The sequence below is a fragment of the Alteribacter salitolerans genome, from assembly GCF_016901055.1.
Taxonomy (GTDB): Bacteria; Bacillota; Bacilli; order Bacillales; family Salisediminibacteriaceae; genus Alteribacter; species Alteribacter keqinensis.
This window is the reverse complement of sequence record NZ_JAFEUX010000003.1, coordinates 200,848-219,529: the sequence shown is the minus strand read 5'-3', so window position 1 is coordinate 219,529 and position 18,682 is coordinate 200,848. Positions and strand designations below refer to the sequence as shown.

General features: G+C 47.8%; 18 protein-coding genes. 7 read left to right on the top strand and 11 right to left on the bottom strand.

Annotated features, from left to right (window positions below; genetic code table 11):
* The first annotated feature begins 256 nt into the window (after positions 1–256).
* Positions 257–1,114, top strand: a complete 858-nt coding sequence (locus JSY36_RS07240) for a hypothetical protein (RefSeq protein ID WP_205165864.1) — start codon at positions 257–259, stop codon at positions 1,112–1,114.
* Here the strand turns inward: JSY36_RS07240 and argS are convergent.
* Together argS and JSY36_RS07230 are read right to left on the bottom strand one after the other, a co-directional pair.
* On the bottom strand, positions 1,097–2,767 hold the full coding sequence (gene argS, locus JSY36_RS07235; RefSeq protein WP_205165863.1) for an arginine--tRNA ligase: 1,671 nt from the start codon (positions 2,765–2,767) through the stop codon (positions 1,097–1,099). The genes JSY36_RS07240 and argS overlap by 18 nt on opposite strands.
* On the bottom strand, positions 2,764–3,204 hold the full coding sequence (locus JSY36_RS07230) for a YwiB family protein (RefSeq protein ID WP_205165862.1): 441 nt from the start codon (positions 3,202–3,204) through the stop codon (positions 2,764–2,766). The genes argS and JSY36_RS07230 overlap by 4 nt, the downstream gene beginning before the upstream one ends.
* Positions 3,205–3,544: 340 nt before the next feature.
* Here JSY36_RS07230 and JSY36_RS07225 point away from each other — a divergent pair, with 340 nt between their 5' ends.
* Complete coding sequence (locus JSY36_RS07225) at positions 3,545–3,853, top strand: hypothetical protein (RefSeq protein ID WP_122899683.1); 309 nt, start codon at positions 3,545–3,547, stop codon at positions 3,851–3,853.
* A gap of 78 nt (positions 3,854–3,931) precedes the next feature.
* Here the strand turns inward: JSY36_RS07225 and speB are convergent, their stop codons facing one another.
* Together speB and speE are read right to left on the bottom strand one after the other, a co-directional pair.
* Positions 3,932–4,807, bottom strand: a complete 876-nt coding sequence (gene speB, locus JSY36_RS07220) for an agmatinase (RefSeq protein WP_205165861.1) — start codon at positions 4,805–4,807, stop codon at positions 3,932–3,934.
* Between the two features lie 12 nt (positions 4,808–4,819).
* The gene (gene speE, locus JSY36_RS07215) at positions 4,820–5,647 is read right to left on the bottom strand and encodes a spermidine synthase (RefSeq protein ID WP_122899687.1); all 828 of its coding nucleotides are present in this window, start codon (positions 5,645–5,647) and stop codon (positions 4,820–4,822) included.
* Between the two features lie 613 nt (positions 5,648–6,260).
* Here speE and JSY36_RS07210 point away from each other — a divergent pair.
* On the top strand, positions 6,261–8,345 hold the full coding sequence (locus JSY36_RS07210; RefSeq protein WP_205165860.1) for a transglycosylase domain-containing protein: 2,085 nt from the start codon (positions 6,261–6,263) through the stop codon (positions 8,343–8,345).
* A 690-nt stretch (positions 8,346–9,035) separates the two neighbouring features.
* Here the strand turns inward: JSY36_RS07210 and JSY36_RS07205 are convergent.
* Complete coding sequence (locus JSY36_RS07205; RefSeq protein ID WP_205165859.1) at positions 9,036–9,566, bottom strand: YwhD family protein; 531 nt, start codon at positions 9,564–9,566, stop codon at positions 9,036–9,038.
* A gap of 348 nt (positions 9,567–9,914) precedes the next feature.
* On the opposite strand from JSY36_RS07205, the gene JSY36_RS07200 reads away from it, so the two are divergent.
* On the top strand, positions 9,915–10,106 hold the full coding sequence (locus JSY36_RS07200; protein ID WP_122899693.1) for a 2-hydroxymuconate tautomerase: 192 nt from the start codon (positions 9,915–9,917) through the stop codon (positions 10,104–10,106).
* 43 nt (positions 10,107–10,149) lie between these two features.
* Here JSY36_RS07200 and JSY36_RS07195 read toward each other — a convergent pair whose 3' ends face one another.
* The 5 genes from JSY36_RS07195 to JSY36_RS07175 all read right to left on the bottom strand — a co-directional run bounded on the left by JSY36_RS07195 (position 10,150) and on the right by JSY36_RS07175 (position 13,294).
* Positions 10,150–10,515, bottom strand: a complete 366-nt coding sequence (locus JSY36_RS07195; protein WP_122899695.1) for a hypothetical protein — start codon at positions 10,513–10,515, stop codon at positions 10,150–10,152.
* Positions 10,512–10,817: an antibiotic biosynthesis monooxygenase family protein gene (locus JSY36_RS07190; protein WP_122899697.1), complete on the bottom strand. Its 306-nt coding sequence runs from the start codon at positions 10,815–10,817 to the stop codon at positions 10,512–10,514. The genes JSY36_RS07195 and JSY36_RS07190 overlap by 4 nt, the downstream gene beginning before the upstream one ends.
* Before the next feature lie 30 nt (positions 10,818–10,847).
* Positions 10,848–11,354 (bottom strand): YwgA family protein, encoded by a 507-nt coding sequence (locus JSY36_RS07185; protein ID WP_205165858.1) that lies wholly within the window; start codon positions 11,352–11,354, stop codon positions 10,848–10,850.
* A 2-nt stretch (positions 11,355–11,356) separates the two neighbouring features.
* Positions 11,357–12,661: an HD domain-containing protein gene (locus JSY36_RS07180; protein ID WP_205165857.1), complete on the bottom strand. Its 1,305-nt coding sequence runs from the start codon at positions 12,659–12,661 to the stop codon at positions 11,357–11,359.
* 408 nt (positions 12,662–13,069) lie between these two features.
* Complete coding sequence (locus JSY36_RS07175; protein WP_122899703.1) at positions 13,070–13,294, bottom strand: YuzB family protein; 225 nt, start codon at positions 13,292–13,294, stop codon at positions 13,070–13,072.
* Positions 13,295–13,447: 153 nt separating this feature from the next.
* On the opposite strand from JSY36_RS07175, the gene JSY36_RS07170 reads away from it, so the two are divergent.
* A complete protein-coding gene (locus tag JSY36_RS07170) occupies positions 13,448–14,269 on the top strand; it encodes a lipoate--protein ligase family protein (RefSeq protein WP_205165856.1) in 822 nt (273 codons plus the stop codon).
* 257 nt (positions 14,270–14,526) lie between these two features.
* On the opposite strand, the gene pta is transcribed toward JSY36_RS07170, so the two are convergent.
* Positions 14,527–15,504 (bottom strand): phosphate acetyltransferase, encoded by a 978-nt coding sequence (pta, locus tag JSY36_RS07165; protein WP_205165855.1) that lies wholly within the window; start codon positions 15,502–15,504, stop codon positions 14,527–14,529.
* A 291-nt stretch (positions 15,505–15,795) separates the two neighbouring features.
* On the opposite strand from pta, the gene JSY36_RS07160 reads away from it, so the two are divergent.
* A complete protein-coding gene (locus JSY36_RS07160) occupies positions 15,796–17,721 on the top strand; it encodes an oxidoreductase (protein ID WP_205165854.1) in 1,926 nt (641 codons plus the stop codon).
* Positions 17,722–17,744: 23 nt separating this feature from the next.
* The gene (locus JSY36_RS07155; protein WP_205165853.1) at positions 17,745–18,494 is read left to right on the top strand and encodes an enoyl-CoA hydratase/isomerase family protein; all 750 of its coding nucleotides are present in this window, start codon (positions 17,745–17,747) and stop codon (positions 18,492–18,494) included.
* The last annotated feature ends 188 nt before the right edge of the window (positions 18,495–18,682 follow it).

Sequence of the window (18,682 nt, the reverse complement as noted above, 5' to 3'; positions counted from 1 at the left end):
TTATTAGTATGTACGTAAGCGCTTTACTTATAGACACCCTTTATCGTACCAGAAAGAGGTCCGTACATCTATACTTGAGGAAAATAAAAGAGGCTGCCAGCGGGGAATTCTCCTCCGGCGCCTCTTACATTATAGATCTTCCGGGCTCGCTGCGCGGCTGACAGGTAACCCGCCTCTCAGCCTTCAATACACAGCAGCGGCTTCGCTCATTGCTTCGGAAAACGGGAAGGTTAAGTTCGACCTTCATTCTTTTGCAATGGCTTCACTCGCTGCGCGGCTGACAGGAAATGCGCCTCTCAGCCTTCAAAACACAGCAGCGGCTTCGCTCATTGCTTCGGAAAACGGGAAGGTTAAGTTCGACCTTCATTCTCTTGCAATGGCTCCGCTCGCTGCGTGGCTGACAGGTAACCCGCCTCTCAGCCTTCAAAACACAGCAGCGGCTTCGCTCATTGCTTCGGAAAACGGGAAGGTTAAGTTCGACCTTCATTCTTTTGCAATGGCTCCGCTCGCTGCGCGGCTGACAGGAAATGCGCCTCTCAGCCTTCAAAACACAGCAGCGGCTTCGCTCATTGCTTCGGAAAACGGGAAGGTTAAGTTCGACCTTCATTCTTTTGCAATGGCTTCACTCGCTGCGCGGCTGACAGGAAATGCGCCTCTCAGCCTTCAAAACACAGCAGCGGCTTCGCTCATTGCTTCGGAAAACGGGAAGGTTAAGTTCGACCTTCATTCTTTTGCAATGGCTCCGCTCGCTGCGCGGCTGACAGGAAATGCGCCTCTCAGCCTTCAAAACACAGCAGCGGCTTCGCTCATCGCTTCGGAAAACGGGAAGGTTAAGTTCGACCTTCATTCTTTTGCAATGGCTTCACTCGCTGCGCGGCTGACAGGAAATGCGCCTCTCAGCCTTCAAAACACAGCAGCGGCTTCGCTCATTGCTTCGGAAAACGGGAAGGTTAAGTTCGACCTTCATTCTTTTGCAATGGCTCCGCTCGCTGCGCGGCTGACAGGAAATGCGCCTCTCAGCCTTCAAAACACAGCAGCGGCTTCGCTCATCGCTTCGGAAAACGGGAAGGTTAAGTTCGACCTTCCCGTTTTCCTCTTACATTTTCTCGGGTGAGGATACGCCGATTAGGGCGAGTGCATTGGCTAGTGTAATACGGACTGACTCCATGAGCGCCAGGCGGGCTTTTGTGAGGTCTGCGTCGTCTTCGTTGATTACTTTTTCAGCGTTGTAGAAGCTGTGCAGTGCCTGGGCAAGGTCGAATACGTAATTGGCTACGCGGTGCGGTGCGCGTTTGTCTGCAGCGTCACTGACGACTTCAGGGAATTCGCCGACTTTTTTCAGGAGATCGAGTTCTTTTTCACTGCTTAAGCAAGTCAGGTCAACAGACGGATCGGCCTCAAATCCAGCGTCTTTTGCCTGTCTGATCATACTGCAAATGCGTGCATGGGCATACTGCACGTAGTAAACCGGGTTTTCGTTGGACTTGGAAACAGCCAGATCCATATCAAAATCCATGTGGGTGTCTGCTGCTCTCATAGCGAAGAAATAGCGTGTGGCATCCGTGCCTACCTCTTCCATCAAGTCGCGCATGGTAACGGCTTTTCCTGTACGTTTACTCATCTTCACTCGTTCCCCGTCCTGGAACAGGTTTACCATTTGAATGATCTGTACACCAAGCTGGTCGCGGTCGTAGCCAAGAGCCTGAACCGCTGCTTTCATTCGGGGGATGTAGCCGTGGTGGTCAGCACCCCAGATGTTGATCAGTTCTTCAAAGCCACGGGCAAACTTGTCTTTGTGGTAGGAAATATCCGGTGTCAGGTAAGTATAGGATCCGTCACCTTTTACAAGAACACGGTCTTTATCGTCATCGTATTTTGTAGATTCGAACCAGAGGGCGCCGTCTTTTTCATACGTCTCCCCTTTTTCCTGAAGCTCTTCAAGAATGGCTTCCACTTTGCCTGTTGTGTAAAGAGATGTTTCAGAGTACCAGTTGTCAAAGTTGACCCGGAAACTTGCCAGATCCTCTTTTAATTTATCCAGCTCGCGCTTCAGACCGTATTCGCGGAAGAAATCAAGACGCTCTTCACGGGGAACATCTTGGAAACGGTCTCCGTAAACTTCAACGATTTCTTTCGCAAAGCCGATAATATCCTGTCCCCGGTATCCGTCTTCTGGCATTTCGGCTTGTTCCCCAAGCTCCTCCAGGTAACGCGTTTCAAGACTTACAGCGAGGTTTTCTATCTGATTGCCGGCATCGTTGATGTAATATTCACGGGCCACATCATAGCCAGCCTTATCCAGGATATTGCAAAGAGAATCACCGACGGCAGCGCCCCGGGCATGACCTAAGTGAAGGGTTCCTGTAGGGTTTGCGGATACAAACTCCACCTGGATGGACTTGTCCCCGCCAAAGTTCGTACGGCCGTAGTCGTCCCCTTTTTCAAGTACGGTACGGACCACATCGCTCAAATAGCTGTTATCCATGAAGAAGTTCATAAATCCCGGTCCTGCAATGTCGATCTTATTAACATGGGCACGCTCTTTATTAAAGTTCGCAGCCATTTCCTCTGCGATCATCCGAGGTGCTTTTTTAGCCACCCGTGCAAGCTGCATGGCCATGTTTGTTGCATAGTCTCCGTGGGCCTTGTCCTTAGGCAGCTCAATGACCGGCTCTGGAATCTCCTCTTCCGAAGCGAGGCCTGCGCTGATTACCGACTGCTTAATTTCATCTTTTAATAGCTGTTTCATTTCCTCTACTTGGCTCATTGTCTTTCTTTGTCCTCCTTTAATGTCACGCGCATCTCATAATCCCCTGCAAATTCCCCTTGGAGTGTGAGGGCGTAGCTGAGCTGTATTTCCCCTTTGCTTGCGGACTCGTCCCACAAAAACCGGACGTTTTTTGTATCCGTGAGCATCCGCATAGGGCCGTACGGGCTGTGGTACGTCCCTTCCGTTTCGACGCCGGTTACAAAGCGCTGGTTCATATTGACGGCTCCTTTTCGGATCACCGACATTTCCCCTTGCTGCACCTTTACGGTCTGCATCGTTTTATCAATGCCCTCTTCAGCAGGTTCTTCAAAACGAAGGTAGGTTACCTGCCCTTTGGACATGAGACGACCTGTTGCTTTGACCGTGTTCGTTTCCTTACGACCCTGGTCATGTATTTGTGTTTTCATATGAATATGGACTAGAAGTCCTTCCATTTCTGTCACCGAACTTTCGTTATATGTCTATCATTAACACTTTAAAAAAACCTTATAACTTAAGTATTATAGCTGATTTCACCCCTATTATTCAAGGTGCGGGGTTCTGGTAATCACCACTACGTTCTTTAAAATGACTTTTTCTTTCATGGCCCCTATATTGTGCAGGGAATGGATTTGGAAAATACAAGAGAGGATATTACACATTCCGGCATAATCATTGAGAGTGTTTAATAACAGTTAAGCTTGACTGCCGTTAAAACTTGAAACTTTGAGAGGCTTTAACCGTAAAGAATAATTAACGAAGTATGGAAACTGTAACTTGGAGGAGTGAGTCGTCTTGAGAGCAGACCGTGATGTACAAAAAAGGACCGAGACAATGGATAAAATGAATACAAAAACATTAAAAGTGCTTGGTCTCGGCGGGATATTCTTCGTTATATTTATCATTTCCATGTATCAGATTGGATTAGACGGTATCGAGGTTATTAGTTCTGCCGTTTTCTTTTATCTTGGAATGTGGTTTTTAGTAAGTATGACCAACAACTATAGACAAAAAAGAAAACGATGGGTCGTGTATCTTGCCTGTGCTTTTTTTCTTTTGTATCAGATATTTGTCATTTTTGCCGGTCACTTTTCATCCTGGTAACCACACTGAAAGGCACGAAGAACAGTTCTTCGTGCCTTTTGCAATGTTTTGATGCGGGTATTTTCAGCTGGAGAGTGATTATTTTTTTGGCCAGCCTAAAATCATTTCGCGGATGAATTTGCTTGCAGCAATCGCTGTCTGGTCGGACGGATCATAAGGCGGTGACACCTCAACAAGGTCACAGCCGACCACGTTGATGCCGGAGTGGGCAATCGCCTGGATGGCTTCGAGAAGCTCCTTGGAGGAAATCCCTCCTGCTTCCGCCGTTCCCGTTCCCGGTGCAAATGCCGGGTCAAGCACGTCAATGTCAATGGTTACATAGACCGGACGCCCTTTGAGGGTTGGCAGAACCTCTTTAAGAGGTGCAGCCACTTCAAACTTGCTCATGTGCATGCCGCTCTCTTTTGCATACTGAAACTCTTCACGCATACCCGAGCGGATCCCGAATGAGTATACGTTCCCCGGTCCGATCAGCTCACAGGTTTTTCTGATCGGAGTTGAATGGGAGAGCTCCTCCCCTTCGTACTCCTCACGAAGGTCCGCGTGGGCATCGATATGAATAACAGCAAGCTCATCATACTCTTTGTGCATAGCACGGATAATCGGCCACGTCACAAGATGCTCTCCGCCAATTCCGAGCGGGAATTTTCCGTCAGTGATCAGCTGCTCGGCATACTGCTCAATCATATCGAGACTTTTCGCTGCATTCCCGAACGGCAGCAGCATGTCCCCTGCATCATGATACTTCACGTCTTCTAAATGACGATCCATATACGGACTGTACTCTTCAAGTCCGATGGATGCTTCACGGACACGGTTCGGCCCGAACCTTGAACCGGGACGGAAGCTCACAGTATAGTCCATCGGCATGCCAAAAATAACGATATTGCTCTCTTCGTAGGAACGGTCCCCCATAATGAATACACGACCGGAGTAGCCTTGGTCAAAAAACATGAAAAGGCCTCCTTATTTCAAGAGATCTTCCACGAATTTCGGCAGCACGAACGCTGCACGGTGGATATCTTTTGTGTAGTATTTTGTATCAAGCTCATGAAAACGGTCTTCCGCCACTTCAAGAGGATCGTGTTTCTTTGATCCGATCGTAAACGTCCAGAGTCCGCTTGGGTACGTTGGAATGTTCGCTGTGTAAAGACGGGTAATCGGGAACGTTTCTTTTACGTCACGGTAGGCGTTACGGATCAGGTCCTGGTGGAACCAAGGGTTGTCCGTCTGGGCTACAAACACGCCGTCTTCTTTAAGGGCTTTTGCGATTCCTTCATAAAACCCCTTTGTAAACAGGTTCACAGCAGGGCCAACAGGCTCGGTGGAATCGACCATGATCACGTCATAGTCTGCTTCACTTTTCGCAATGTGCATAAACCCGTCGTCTACTTTTACCTCTACACGGGGATCTTCCAGTTTCCCGGCAATGGACGGCAGGAATTCTTTAGAGTACTCAATAACCTTTCCGTCGATTTCAACAAGCGTTGCTCTTTCCACTGACGGGTGCTTCAGAATCTCACGGATCACGCCGCCGTCACCGCCGCCCACAACAAGGACGTTTTTCGGATCCGGGTGGGTAAATAGCGGTACGTGTGCCACCATTTCATGGTAGACAAACTCGTCTTTTTCCGTTGTCATGACCATGCCGTCAAGAAGAAGCATGTTGCCAAACTCAGCGGTTTCCACCATGTCGAGCTGCTGGAAGTCTGTTTTTTCACTGTGATACGTCTTTTTAATGCGTGCTGTTATACCAAAATCTTTCGTCTGCTTTTCTGTAAACCAAATAGACAAAACTTTCACCTCTTTAAGTATGTGTGGATCTTATTTATTGATTTCACGCCGCGCCTTTTTTGTAAACATCTTTAACGTAACCAGGCACGCTGTAAAACTTGCACCGGACAGGCTTTGGGCGGTGGATGATGTTCTAATCTATTGAAGTATAGCCGATCCTTTTTGAAATGGGAATAGTTTTTATGGAGTTTTTCGAAGGGTGGAGGACATCGGAGACGGGTGGTTGGGGGTTTTCCTGAAGAATCCGCTCTTTATCCTGACTAATGAAAAATATCCTGAACTATCAGCTGTTTTTCCTGACAAAAAACATATACCCTGAACAATCTTTACTTTATCCTGAAAACTCCCTCCGCCGATCTTTTCCCCTTAAAACAACGTTTTATTTAATACAAACGATTATTCCTTACTCCGGTTAGCCAATTCCTGAAGATAACCCCCTATTCCTCCATGCTTTTTCCTTAAAACACAGGCTCGATTCCTTACTGTAAATCCTGTTTCCTTAATCCACACTCCCTTTCCTCAAAAGTCCCCTGCTCCCTATGTATATCTCCCTCACCTTTGTGGAAAACTGTGGAAAGCACTCTTATATTTACCGCTAATGAGGTGAAAAGGGATGGAAATCAGAACAAGGACAGAGCAGCGCAAAAAAAGCAGGCCCCTGCGCCAGCTTATTCGATTATGGTTATTCTCTATGGTCAGTAAGCTGGTCGTTACCGCCATTCTCCTTGGCTACGTTTATCAGTTGGGGGCACCATCCCTTTCAGTTCCTGAAACAACGGTGATTTACTCCGCAGACGGTGAAGTCATCGGTGAGCAGCATGAAGGGCAGAACCGGCACTGGATCCCTCTTGAGGAGATGGGCGACAACATTCTTCTCGCCACAGTTGCCATTGAGGACAGGAAGTTTTATGATCATCACGGGTTTGATATGCTCAGAATCGCCAGAGCCGCGATGACAAACGTGACAGCCGGCTCAAAACTCCAGGGCGCGAGTACAATCACCCAGCAGTACGCCCGGAACCTGTATCTGACTCATGATAAAACGTGGGTGAGAAAGCTTAACGAAGCGATGTACGCTTTGAGGCTTGAGATGCATTATACGAAAGAAGAAATCCTTGAGGGTTATTTAAATACGATTTATTACGGGCACGGTGCTTACGGCATCGAAGCCGCAGCCAACTTTTATTTCGGTAAGCCTGCTTCAGAACTTTCCGTCGCTGAGGCCGCCATGCTAGCAGGAATTCCAAAAGGACCGGGGCTTTACTCACCGCACAACAACCCCACCCAGGCAAGTGGGAGACAAGCCATTGTCCTAAAAGCCATGCTGGATACTGAAAGCATTACACAGGCAGAGTACGCCCGGGCTTCCGGGGAAGTTGTTAAACCGGAAGCGTTCAGTGACTTTCAGGGTAAAAGAACAGCCCCTTATTTTCAAGACGCTGTACAGACCTTTTTGGAAGAAGAACTGGAAATGGACGCTGCTGCCATCCATTCTTCCGGTCTTGAAATCCACACGACCCTGGACCAGGAACAGCAGCGCCTCGCCGAGGACTGGATCGAAAAGGAAATGGCAGGACCCTATGATTTACAGGTCGCTTTTGTAGCAATGGATCCAAGGACCGGTTACGTGAAGGCCATGGTCGGGGGCCGGGATTATCAGGAAAGCTCATTCAACCGGGCAACCCAGGCAAGAAGACAGGCCGGATCCACGATGAAGCCCCTTCTATATTATGCAGCGCTGGAGGAAGGCTTCAGACCAAATACGCAATTTAAAATTGAAGCAACGGATTTCGTATATGACTATGGACGAAAAACCTATTCGCCTAAAAACTTCAACGACCGTTACGCGGAAGACAACGTGACGATGATGCAGGCACTCGCTGTATCAGACAATATCTATGCGATGAAAACCCACTTCCTTCTAGGGTTCGACACGCTTGTAAATACCGTCAAGCGATTTGGCATTGAAAGTCCTGTCAGTCCGGTTCCTTCACTCGCGCTCGGAGCTGCCGATGTGAGTGTCATTGAGATGACCAACGCTTACAGCCCGTTTGCCAACGGAGGTTACGGAGTAAAACCGACCCTTGTGACCCGTGTTGTCGACCGGAATGGAAATGAGCTTTACCGGGCGGAGAACGAACCGTCCAGAGTCATCGATCCGGCTTACGCATTTTTAATGACCGATATGATGCATGGGATGTTTGAAATGGGGCTGAATGATCCACGTTCCGGTACTGCGGTAACCGGGCGCAGCCTGATTCATCTTCTGAACCGTCCTATCGCAGGAAAAAGCGGATCCACTACTCATGACAGCTGGATGATCGGCTATACGCCGCAGCTGCTGACAGGGGTATGGATAGGAAATGACAAACAGCTTAGCAACCTGCCATCATCCAATGAATGGGGACTGTATTCAAAACGAATCTGGGCCCAGTTCATGCGTGAAGCGCTGGAGGATGAGCTGATCCTGCCATTTGAGCAGCCGCCGAATGTTGTCGGAGTCGACATCAACCCATTGAACGGGAAGCTTGCCACAGATGCGTGCCCAATACAGCGGACCTCCTATTTCCTTCAGGGAACAGAGCCGACAGAGTACTGCACGGATCACAAGGAAGGACGGGAGCCGGGTAAAAAAGCAGCAGAACCCGATGAAGAACCGTCAAGCTTCATCGACCGTTTCTTTAAGTGGTTTGATTAATCAGGTTTCAGAAAGGTAAGGTGTTGATTTCCGCTCATTGCATTTTCCGCGGGCGGTTCGATCCTCAGCGCTTTGCGGAAGGCACTGAAAAAGTTCGGTCTTTAACTTTTTTAAGTGCCTTCTAAGCAATGAGCGGAACGGTTGCATGTTTTAAAAGCCTGTTATGAGTGGGTTTCTCGTAGCAGGCGAGCAACCGAATGGAGCCATTGCCACTTAAATAAAAGGTACTGAAAGAGTTGGTTTGTACTTTTCAGTGGCCTCGCTTTGCGCTTCCGGGGTCTCCCCGGAACTCGCTCCTCCCGCAGGAGTGTCGCGCATTCGCTCCAATCAACACACTTTTTATAACAACAATGATCTTTAGCACATTAAAGAATCAAAACCCGTTTTTTACTGCAATTCGAGCCCAAAGAATGTTGAATTTAACGCACTTTGACTTTTTCAGCGGGCTCCTAAAGCTCTGCTGTTGCCGCAGAAAGCATTCCCGCGGCAACAGCCCATAATTCCAGCATTATTTTGTGTACAAAAAAAGACAAGCGAAGGGTTGGCATTCCCTTCGCTTGTCTTTTTGTCTTAGTATATTGTGTGTGTCAGACACGTAAGTCTAAGTTTACAAACTTCGTGTGAAAATCGCAAGAGACATTTCTGACGTTTTAAGATTTGTTCACAAGACGTTCACATTTGCGGTTGCTTTTATTCAGCTCTAAGCCCTTCTTTCAATGAATCCGGTGAACGGTCCCAGACCTCTTTGTTATGCCCTTCGAGGAAACCAGCAAGCACGCTTTTTGATTTCTCATCCATATGACTAATGATGACGCGCCCTTTAAGTGAGCGGTCCATGTTGTTTACGTGCTCGGGAAGGCTTTTATATCCCCGGCGGATTTCACGGTTCACAGTAAGTTCACATGCAGTTACCCCATGGTAAAAAGGGCCGTCCCCCTTGTCTTCCACGGTTACCCAGACAAGCCAGTACGGCTTCCCGTTTGGTACCTGGTCTTTTTCACGAAGAAACTTAATCCCTTTCTCCACCGAGCTTCTTGCGTGGAGCGCCCCCATATCCACAAAGGCTTCTCCTTCCTGTACATCGATGAAAACCGGAGACATGTTGTTCAGGTTAAGGACCCCGGAACCGTAGCCTCCGTGCCCATCAGTAGAATCTGAACTCAATATATTAAAGCCCTGTCCGCGCTTTTTACCTTTATTATCATCAAACAAGTTATTCATAATCATCCTCCATTCGAACGTCATTTCGTTTAGTTGTTTCCATATAAATTGTTGCTATCTTTTTCCGAGATAATTGTTTAAGCCTTCGCACCCTTCGCTTTCCGTGGCCGTGCAGGCAAGCCTCCAATGCCACAGGAGTCTCGGACACTTCGGCTTCTTCATTACTTTTATAGAAGCAACAATGTTTACGAAAACAGCGTTTCGTTTAGTTTATCATATTCAATTTCAATCTTGCATGGCATTGGCGGTAAAAAACGTGACGAATGGCGTCATTCGGTTTAAAGTGAAACAAGAACGTCTATTAGTGTATTAAACGATCGACCTATCATGAGGAAGGATGGATGAACATTGCCATACGTTACAGTAAAAATGATTGAAGGCCGTACTGACGACCAAAAGCGTGAACTCGTAAAAAAGGTTACTGATGCTGTTTCAGAAACAACAGGGGCTCCCCGGGAGAAAGTCGCCGTGATTATTGAAGAAATGTCCCCGGCCAACTACGGAGTAAACGGTGAACGGATCAGCGATGTGATGCCATAACCCGATCTGCACAAAAAGACGACCCGCTGCGGTCGTCTTTGCGTTATTTATGATGCTGTTCAACTTCACGAAGTTCTTGTAAAGCAAGCTCAAGTGTTTCAATGTAAAACACTTCCGGGTCGTCATGATTTTCAAACTCTTCAATAAGCCACTGAAAGTTTTTCTCAAGCAGCTCAGTAGGAACGCCACGGCTTGTAAGAACAGTGTTCAGCCAGATCGCATAGTCTGTAAAGGTTGTTTTATTGTTAAGTTCGTGAGCTGTTTTTAAATAGTTAAAATGATGATGAATGTCATTCTTTGTATGCGTCCTGCCACGGTCACCAAACTTCTTAAGCATTTCCCCGTATTCTTCGTAAAAACGGTCGGTCAGCTTTATGGCGATACGCTCTTCTTCTGCCTGGGAGATCACGTCGCCACCACCTTGTATTGATGAACCCGCGCTTTTACATTAGCCAGTTCTTTATCCGGATATTTCTTTTCCAGTTCATGTATCCGTTTGAAATCATCACTCCGGATCCAGTCGGTGTAATCCTTCTCTGTTTCCCACTCCATTTGTACCGTAAGCTCACCTGGTTTATGGCGGTTCTGAAGAAGCTTGAAGGAGATAAATCCTTTTGCTTCATCAACCAGCTTGGAGCGGTTTTGATAAAGTCCGATTACTTCGTCTGATTTTTCTTCCGGAATCGTGACAACTGAGTGGACGATATACAAAAATAACACTCTCCTCTAAAAAGCAAACCGTTAGTTTACTTTTGTTTGGCGAAGAGCCTTGATATAACTGAAGGCCTCTTCTACTTCTTCTTCAGTGTAGTTTTGTTTCGCCTTGATTGTAAACACCTTTTGCTTAATTTCCTCATTGGATAAATCTTCAAAATAAAACATTGTGGATACAAGCTCCAGGAATCGGGAGCTTTTGCTGTTTAGATCGTCAAGCATTTCTTTAGGATCCGGAAACTCAAAGTCTGAGATTGTCAGAAACTCTTCTCCTTTTTCAGTCAGAGAGTAGCGAAACTGGTGATAGCTGCTTTTGTCTTCTTTCACCTCTGATATAAATCCGAGATCCCGCATTTCCTCCATACGGACAGACAGCTCCTCGGAGTAAGGTCCGTACATTCTGAACTGGTATTTTTCGTAAAAAGGAAGGTCGAGCTTCTTGACGATGTATACGATTTTCTGAAGTTTTTTACGCCCGACGATTTCGCCAGCCTGCTGAATAAGTGACAGCAGTTTTGCATGCTCGTTAAGCATGGTTATCCCCCCTGAGTCATAAGTAAAGTCTTAATTCTATTCTTTATCTCTTTATGTGTACTGTCGTCATCGAGAAAGTCTTTTGGAAAGTACAACTTGTGGTCGGTTCTCTTTTTACCCGAAATGGCCTCTACGACATCTGATTTACGGGACAATTCACGAAGCTCTCCCCCCGGCATAAGCAGGTGGATCGGCAGCCGTTCCTCATCTTCTCCCCCACGGTAAAAATCATAGGGAAGGTCTGAAGATGAGTCGATAACGAGATAGTAAGCCGGATCGATGCCTGCTTCTTTAAATAACTGAAGAAGCTCCGGCCAGATTTTCATCTGGGTGCTCGGATCGCATTCCACGTATTTAAACAGACGGCGATCCATAAACCTGTCGCACAAGTCCTTCAATATTGAATCGTCTTCTTCCTGCCACATCTGGAAATAATACATAATAACCGCTTCATCAAGCTTCAGGTAGTCTTCCAGCGTAATACTCCCTGAGAAAAGGGAGATGAAATGACGGGGCTCGTCTTTAAATGAGTAGCCTTCTTCATAAAGGTGTTTGGCTCTATGCAGGATCTTACTCAAAATCACTTCAGCACTTCTTGTCACCGGATGGAAATAGACCTGCCAGTACATCTGGTAGCGGCTCATAATATAATCCTCCACCGCATGCATACCGCTGTACTTAAACACAGCCTGATCTTCTGTCGGTCTCATAACACGTAAAATCCGTTCCATGTCAAAGTGACCGTAACTCACACCAGTGTAAAAGGCATCCCGCTGAAGGTAATCCATACGATCGGCATCAATCTGGCTGGAAATAAGGCTGATCACGAGTTTATTGTCGTATGTTTTTCCGATCACATCTGCAACCTTTTGAGGAAAAGCATCGCTGATTGTTCTTAATACAGCATTGATTTCCGTCTGCCCGAGAATGATCTCACGGGTCCAGTGCTCATGATCGGTGTGGAACACTTTCTCGAAGGAGTGGGAAAATGGACCATGTCCTACGTCATGAAGAAGGGCGGCACTCAGACAGACAAGACGCTCTTCCGGGTCCCAGTTTTCTTTTTCCTCTATATTTTCAACCATACGGCGCATAATTTCATATACCCCAAGTGAGTGATTAAAACGCGTATGTTCTGCACCGTGAAACGTTACGTATGTCGTTCCAAGCTGTCTGACCCGGCGCAGACGCTGAAATTCTCTCGTTCCGATCAGCTTCCAGATTAATTCGTCGCGCACATGAATATAGCGGTGAACCGGATCTTTAAACACCTTTTCTTCACTTAATTTTTTAAATGGGCCGGTCATGAAAGGCTCCTTTCCTGCTCTGAGACCACTGAAAAAGTAAAAACAACTTTTTCAGTGCCTTTTATTTGAGTTGCAATGGCTCCACTCGGTTACGAGAAACCCGCTCGTACCAGGCTTTTAAAAAATGCAACCGTTACGCTCATTGCTTAGAAGGCACCGGAAAAGTTATAGACTGAACTTTTTCGATGCCTTCCGCACTCCTGGGGCAGCTGTCATTCTGTGTTGTATATGTCTTCTGTACCGTTCAATTCCATGTTCTTATTATACTAAAGAACAATAGGAAAAAGGAACTTTTTGTCGATATTTGTGGAGGTTTTTACAGGAATTGTATGAGTTCAGAGCAATAGAAAGGAGGGCGCCTGCCGGAGGTGCTTTCCCCCGGTACCCCCTCCTCATCGGATGTACCTTTTATTTTTTCATTCGTTTTTGAACTTTATCAATCAGCTGCTCTTCGCTGAGACCGGCAACTGCCCTGTCGTTTACGAAGGTAAAGACTTTTTTCCGCCCCGGTCCGCAATAGGCCTGGCACCCTACTTTTATGTCAGCTTCGGGATCCAGTTCCTTTAATTTTGGAACGAGTGTCTGGATATTTGTGGCCTGACAATCGTCACAGATGCGAAATTCATTTGCCACTTTAACCACCACTTTATTTTCAATTTTTAGTTAAGGCTTTTTTGCCGCTATCGTGTATTTTACTATGCAGAGACAGGCGAATGCAACGGTAACCTTGTCCATTTTGTGATATAATTTAACCGTTTGATTAATGTATCTGAAGGAGAAAACACAATGAGTATTTTACATAGAAACAGCTGGTACGTAATGGATGAATCCATCACAGGTTTGAGCGAAAATCCGATGCACTCGTTTGCCATGGATGACACCCTCTGCCGTCTCGTGTCCGCTGAAGCAGACTGGGGCATTGCACGGACATGGGTTCACGACCGGACCATCGTCCTCGGTATTCAGGACAGCCGGCTTCCCTATATTGACAAAGGGATTGATTTTTTACGTACAGAAGGTTTTGACGTAATCGTGCGAAATTCCGGCGGCCTTGCCGTTGTTCTCGATGAAGGCGTGCTGAATGTGAGCCTGATCTTTAAAGATGAGAAGCGCCTGAGTATTGACAGCGGCTATGAAGCAATGGTCGAATTTGTGCGGTACTGGTTCCGTGGCTGCGGGCTTGAGATTGTGGACGGGGAAATTGCGGAAAGTTACTGTCCGGGACGTTACGACCTGAGTGTCGGCGGACAGAAGTTCGCCGGCATTTCCCAGCGTAGGCTTCGCGGCGGTGTTGCTGTTCAGATTTATCTCGCTGTAACAGGGAGCGGCAGTGAACGGGCCGACCTCGTCCGCCGCTTTTATGAGGTTAGTGCGGGCGGAGAAGAGTCGAAGTTTACGTACCCCCGCATTGTGCCTGAACGGATGGCGTCCCTTGAGGAACTCACAGGGGAGCGGTTAAACGTAGACGGGCTTCTTCATTCGATGCTTCTTACGTTGAAGGAGTATTCAGATGAACTCGGCAACCTGAGCCTCGGCATGGAGCAGTGGGACGTCTATGAGGAGAACCTCGCGAGGATGGTTAAGAGAAATGAGAAATTGATGAAATAGCGCAGCCGCAGCCGCTTCGCCTGTTAGGGGCGGGGCGGTTATTACATTTACTTGGAGGGGGGGCTGGGGGATTTTACGTTTAGTCTTTGGTTTTTTACACTTAGGAACACTCTTTTTACGGTTAGCAGTTGTCTTTTTACACTTTCCACTCCTCTTTTTACACTTAAGCACCAGTATTTTACGTTTAGCCCCTGGCTGTCCTTCCCAAGACAAAAAAACAGCCCCACCCGCACCGGGGTGAGACTGCATCAACCGTATTATTCAGAAAGTCCCTGCATGGCAGTGATTAAAGCGAGCTTGTAGACATCTTCTACGTTACAGCCGCGGGATAGATCGTTCACAGGTTTGTTAAGGCCCTGCAGGATCGGTCCGATCGCTTCGTAGTTTCCGAGACGCTGGGCAATTTTGTAGCCGATGTTCCCTGCTTCAAGGCTTGGGAAAACAAACACGTTCGCTTCTCCATTCAACGGAGAGTCCGGAGCTTTTTTCGCTGCCACAGACGGAACAAAGGCTGCGTCAAACTGGAATTCGCCGTCCAGTGTCAATTCCGGCTCACGCTCTTTTGCGATTTGAGTCGCATCTACCACGCGCTCTGTCTCAGGGCTTTTCGCTGAACCTTTTGTTGAGAAGCTGAGCATCGCTACCTTTGGATCGATATCAAAGACCCGAGCTGTTTTCGCCGCTTCAATAGCAATTTCTGCAAGATCGCTGCTGTCCGGGGCAATGTTAATCGCACAGTCACCGAAAATGTACTTCTCTTCGTTTTTCACCATTACAAACACGCCGGACGTCTTTTTCACGCCTTCTTTTGTTTTGATGATCTGAAGTGCCGGACGGACCGTGTCACCTGTTGAGTGGGCCGCACCACTGACCAGACCGTGTGCTTTGTCCAGGTAAACGAGCATGGTTCCGAAGTAGTTTGGAGACTTCAGAATCTGGCGTGCATCATCGTGGGACGCTTTTCCTTTACGACGCTCAACGAAAGCTTCAACAAGCTCTTCGAAGTGCTCGTACGTTTCCGGGTCGAAGATCTCAATTCCATCTACAGAAACCCCGATCTCACCTGCTTTTTTGGTAACTTCCTCTTTATTTCCAACCAGTACCGGCTTAAGAACCCCGTCTTTCTTTAGCCGCGCTGTTGCTTCAATAATACGCTCGTCCGTTCCTTCCGGGAAAACGATCGTCGGGTTGTGTGCCTTCACTTTTTCCAAAATGCCTCTAAATAAGTTGCTCACAATGATTCCTCCTTGTTTTCATACCTATTCTGACCTTTATCCATAAGGATACTCCTTTCGTTTAAAAAAATAAATTGTTGTGATCAATTCTTCACAAAGTTCTAATTTTCAGACATCCTCAGTTCTCTTTTACCCGTGCCACACTCATTTCATTCACCTATATGCTTGAACCGAACTTCCTAAATTTCACCTATTCATTGTTCCGGCCGGGAAACTTCAGTATAATGAATGAATAATCACTCATTTTCTCATTATTTTGACTATTAACCAAAAAAAACAAGGAGGACTCTTATGGCCTGTGATGCTTTATTTCAGCCGCTTACGATCCGCAACCTTACACTGAAAAGCCGTGTCATGATGGGATCGATGCACGTAGGACTTGAAGGATTGGAAAATGGAATCGAAAAGCTGACGGAGTTTTACAAACTTCGCGCCCGCCACCATGTAGGATTAATTGTAACAGGCGGTGCCGCTGTAAACCGTGAAGGAAGCGGCGGTCTTGATTTTATGATGATTGACCACGAAGACGACATCGAACGCTGGAAGCCTCTGACGGCAGGTGTCCACGAAGAAGGAGGCCGGATCGCTCTTCAGCTTTTTCATGCAGGACGCTATGCGTACAAAATGATGATCGGGCAGGATCCGGTTGCCCCTTCTGCCATTCAGGCGCCGATTAACCCGGACCCTCCCGTGGCCCTTTCTGACGCCGATGTGGAAAGAACGATTAATGACTTCGCCCAGGGTGCACGCCGTGCCAAAGCAGCCGGCTTTGACGCTGTTGAAATTATGGGTTCGGAAGGCTACCTGATCAACCAGTTTACCTCCCCTGCTACAAATAAACGGACGGACCGATGGGGCGGGAGTTTTGAAAACCGCATCGCCTTCTCTCTGAAAATTACCGAAGCGGTACGGGAACAAGTGGGAGAAGACTTCCCGGTTATTTTCAGGATGTCAGGCCTTGATCTTGTGGACAACAGCACGTCTGAAGAGGAAACACTCGCCTGGGCAAAAGCCATTGAAAAAGCCGGCGCCGACGTTTTAAACATCGGGATTGGGTGGCACGAATCGAGAGTGCCGACCATTTCCATGAAGGTACCCCGCCTGCAGTTCGTCCCTGTGGCTGAAAAAATTAAGAAAGCTGTCTCCATTCCAGTTGTGGCCAGCAACCGGATCAACGACCCCCGGGACGGAGCGAAACTTCTTGAAAAAGGCACCGTTGACCTGATTTCCATGGCTCGGCCGTTCCTGGCAGACCCTAAGATCCTTACGAAGGCGCGGGAAGGCCGCCATGATGAGGTCAACACGTGTATTGCCTGTAACCAGGCTTGTCTTGACCATGTGTTTGAAGGGAAAACGGCTACGTGTCTCGTGAATCCTGAGGCAGGACGGGAAACGGAGCTTACATTGAAGCCGACTTCTAACCAGAAAAACATTCTCGTTGTCGGAGCAGGACCTGCTGGGCTTGAAGCAGCAAGGGTGGCCGCTGAGCGGGGTCATTCAGTCACCCTCGTGGATGAAAAAGAGGAAATAGGCGGGCAGCTGAACTACTCCAAGCGGATTCCAGGGAAACAAGAGTTTTATGAAACCCTTCGCTACTTTGATGTACAGCTTCGTCTCCTGGGAGTTAACGTCGTGCTCGGACACCGCCTCACCGATCAGGACTCTCTTTTGCAAAAAGCAGACGAAGTGATCCTTGCTACAGGCATTACACCTAGAATACCGGAGATTCCAGGGGTGGATCGGGAAAACGTGGCCAGTTACCGGGACGTGTTCGATGGAAAAGCCACTGTCGGCAAAACGGCAGTAATTATCGGAGGCGGCGGAATTGCCTGTGACCTCGCCCTCTACTTGAAAAAGAAAGGTGTCGAATCGATTACCCTTCTCCAGCGGGGCAAAACCTTCGCCAGGGGAATCGGAAAAACGACCAGATGGACAACATTGATGGAACTTAAGCAGAATAAGGTTCAGATGATTGGCGGATTGGAGTACAAAGAGATTAACGAAAACGGTGTAGTCATCAGCGCAGGCGGGAACGAGCAGACTGTACCGGCTGATTCCGTTCTTTTAGCCAGCGGTCAGCTCGTCAATAACGCCCTTGCGGAAACGCTCGAATCGCAGGGAAAAACCGTTCACATCATCGGTGGCGCGAAGCACGCACTCGGACTTGATGCAAAAAAAGCGATTTACGACGGTACGCTAGTCGGACGGGCAATTTAACCTTTTGAAGGAGTGGAAACGACATGTCTTATCAAACATTAGCTTATGAAGTGGGTAACTGTGCAGGTACAATCACCCTGAACCGCCCCGAAGTAAAAAATGCGATCAATGAAAAAATGCACGAAGAATTGTTTGACTGCCTTCAGGAAGCGCGCTCTGATGAAAACGTGCGTGTCATCGTACTCCAGGGCACAAACGGTTCGTTTTCCAGCGGGGCCGACTTAAAAAGCATCCCGGTAGAGAAGCTGGAACATTTTGACCACGGGGAATATCTTGAACGTACGTATAATAAGCTTGTAAGACTTCTTGACGCCATAAACAAGCCGACCGTTGCCTACTTAAATGGAACAGCAGTCGGTGCCGGACTCAGCATCGCTCTTGCCTGTGATTTCAGGGTTGCGGAGCACGATGCGAAACTGGCCTTGAGCTTTATGAAAATCGGACTTGTTCCTGATGCGGGTGCCTCTTACTTTCTGCCGAGGCTGATCGGGTTGTCCAAAGCTCTTGAGCTCTCTCTCGGTGAATCAATTAGTGCGGAGGAAGCTTACAGAATTGGACTGATTCACCGGATCGGTAACCCGGATCAGCTTATGGAGACGCTGAAACAGGCGCCCCCGACCGCCTATTCCAATATGAAAAACAACATGAAGTGCGGGCTTCACCTGAGCCTTGACGATGTGCTGGAAGAAGAGCGAAAAGGCCAGCAGCAGGCCGGAAAGTCCGACGAGCACCGCCAGGCCCTGCTTCATTTCTTAAAAGGGGTTAAGAAATAACCTTGTTGTTAATCCTTTCATGTAAAATCCAGACAAAGCCTGCGTGCCTTTCGCTTTCCGCGGTGGTGCTGGCAAGCCTTCTCGAGGTGGCGCTCTGCGGGGTCTTGCCTGGCCCCTGCAACCGCAGGAGTCTCAGGCACTCCTGCTTCGTGACCTCTTTTAGAAAAAAGCAGTTGGCGGAGAGTACT

Bases quoted from the DNA above. Each gene is read 5' to 3' on its own strand.
- JSY36_RS07240 (WP_205165864.1), top strand. From the start codon at position 257: ATGGCTTCACTCGCTGCGCGGCTGACAGGAAATGCGCCTCTCAGCCTT.
- argS (WP_205165863.1), bottom strand. From the start codon at position 2,767: ATGAGCCAAGTAGAGGAAATGAAACAGCTATTAAAAGATGAAATTAAG.
- JSY36_RS07230 (WP_205165862.1), bottom strand. From the start codon at position 3,204: ATGGAAGGACTTCTAGTCCATATTCATATGAAAACACAAATACATGAC.
- speB (WP_205165861.1), bottom strand. From the start codon at position 4,807: ATGTTTTTTGACCAAGGCTACTCCGGTCGTGTATTCATTATGGGGGAC.
- JSY36_RS07210 (WP_205165860.1), top strand. From the start codon at position 6,261: ATGGAAATCAGAACAAGGACAGAGCAGCGCAAAAAAAGCAGGCCCCTG.
- JSY36_RS07205 (WP_205165859.1), bottom strand. From the start codon at position 9,566: ATGAATAACTTGTTTGATGATAATAAAGGTAAAAAGCGCGGACAGGGC.
- JSY36_RS07185 (WP_205165858.1), bottom strand. From the start codon at position 11,354: ATGCTTAACGAGCATGCAAAACTGCTGTCACTTATTCAGCAGGCTGGC.
- JSY36_RS07180 (WP_205165857.1), bottom strand. From the start codon at position 12,661: ATGACCGGCCCATTTAAAAAATTAAGTGAAGAAAAGGTGTTTAAAGAT.
- JSY36_RS07170 (WP_205165856.1), top strand. From the start codon at position 13,448: ATGAGTATTTTACATAGAAACAGCTGGTACGTAATGGATGAATCCATC.
- JSY36_RS07160 (WP_205165854.1), top strand. From the start codon at position 15,796: ATGGCCTGTGATGCTTTATTTCAGCCGCTTACGATCCGCAACCTTACA.
- JSY36_RS07155 (WP_205165853.1), top strand. From the start codon at position 17,745: ATGTCTTATCAAACATTAGCTTATGAAGTGGGTAACTGTGCAGGTACA.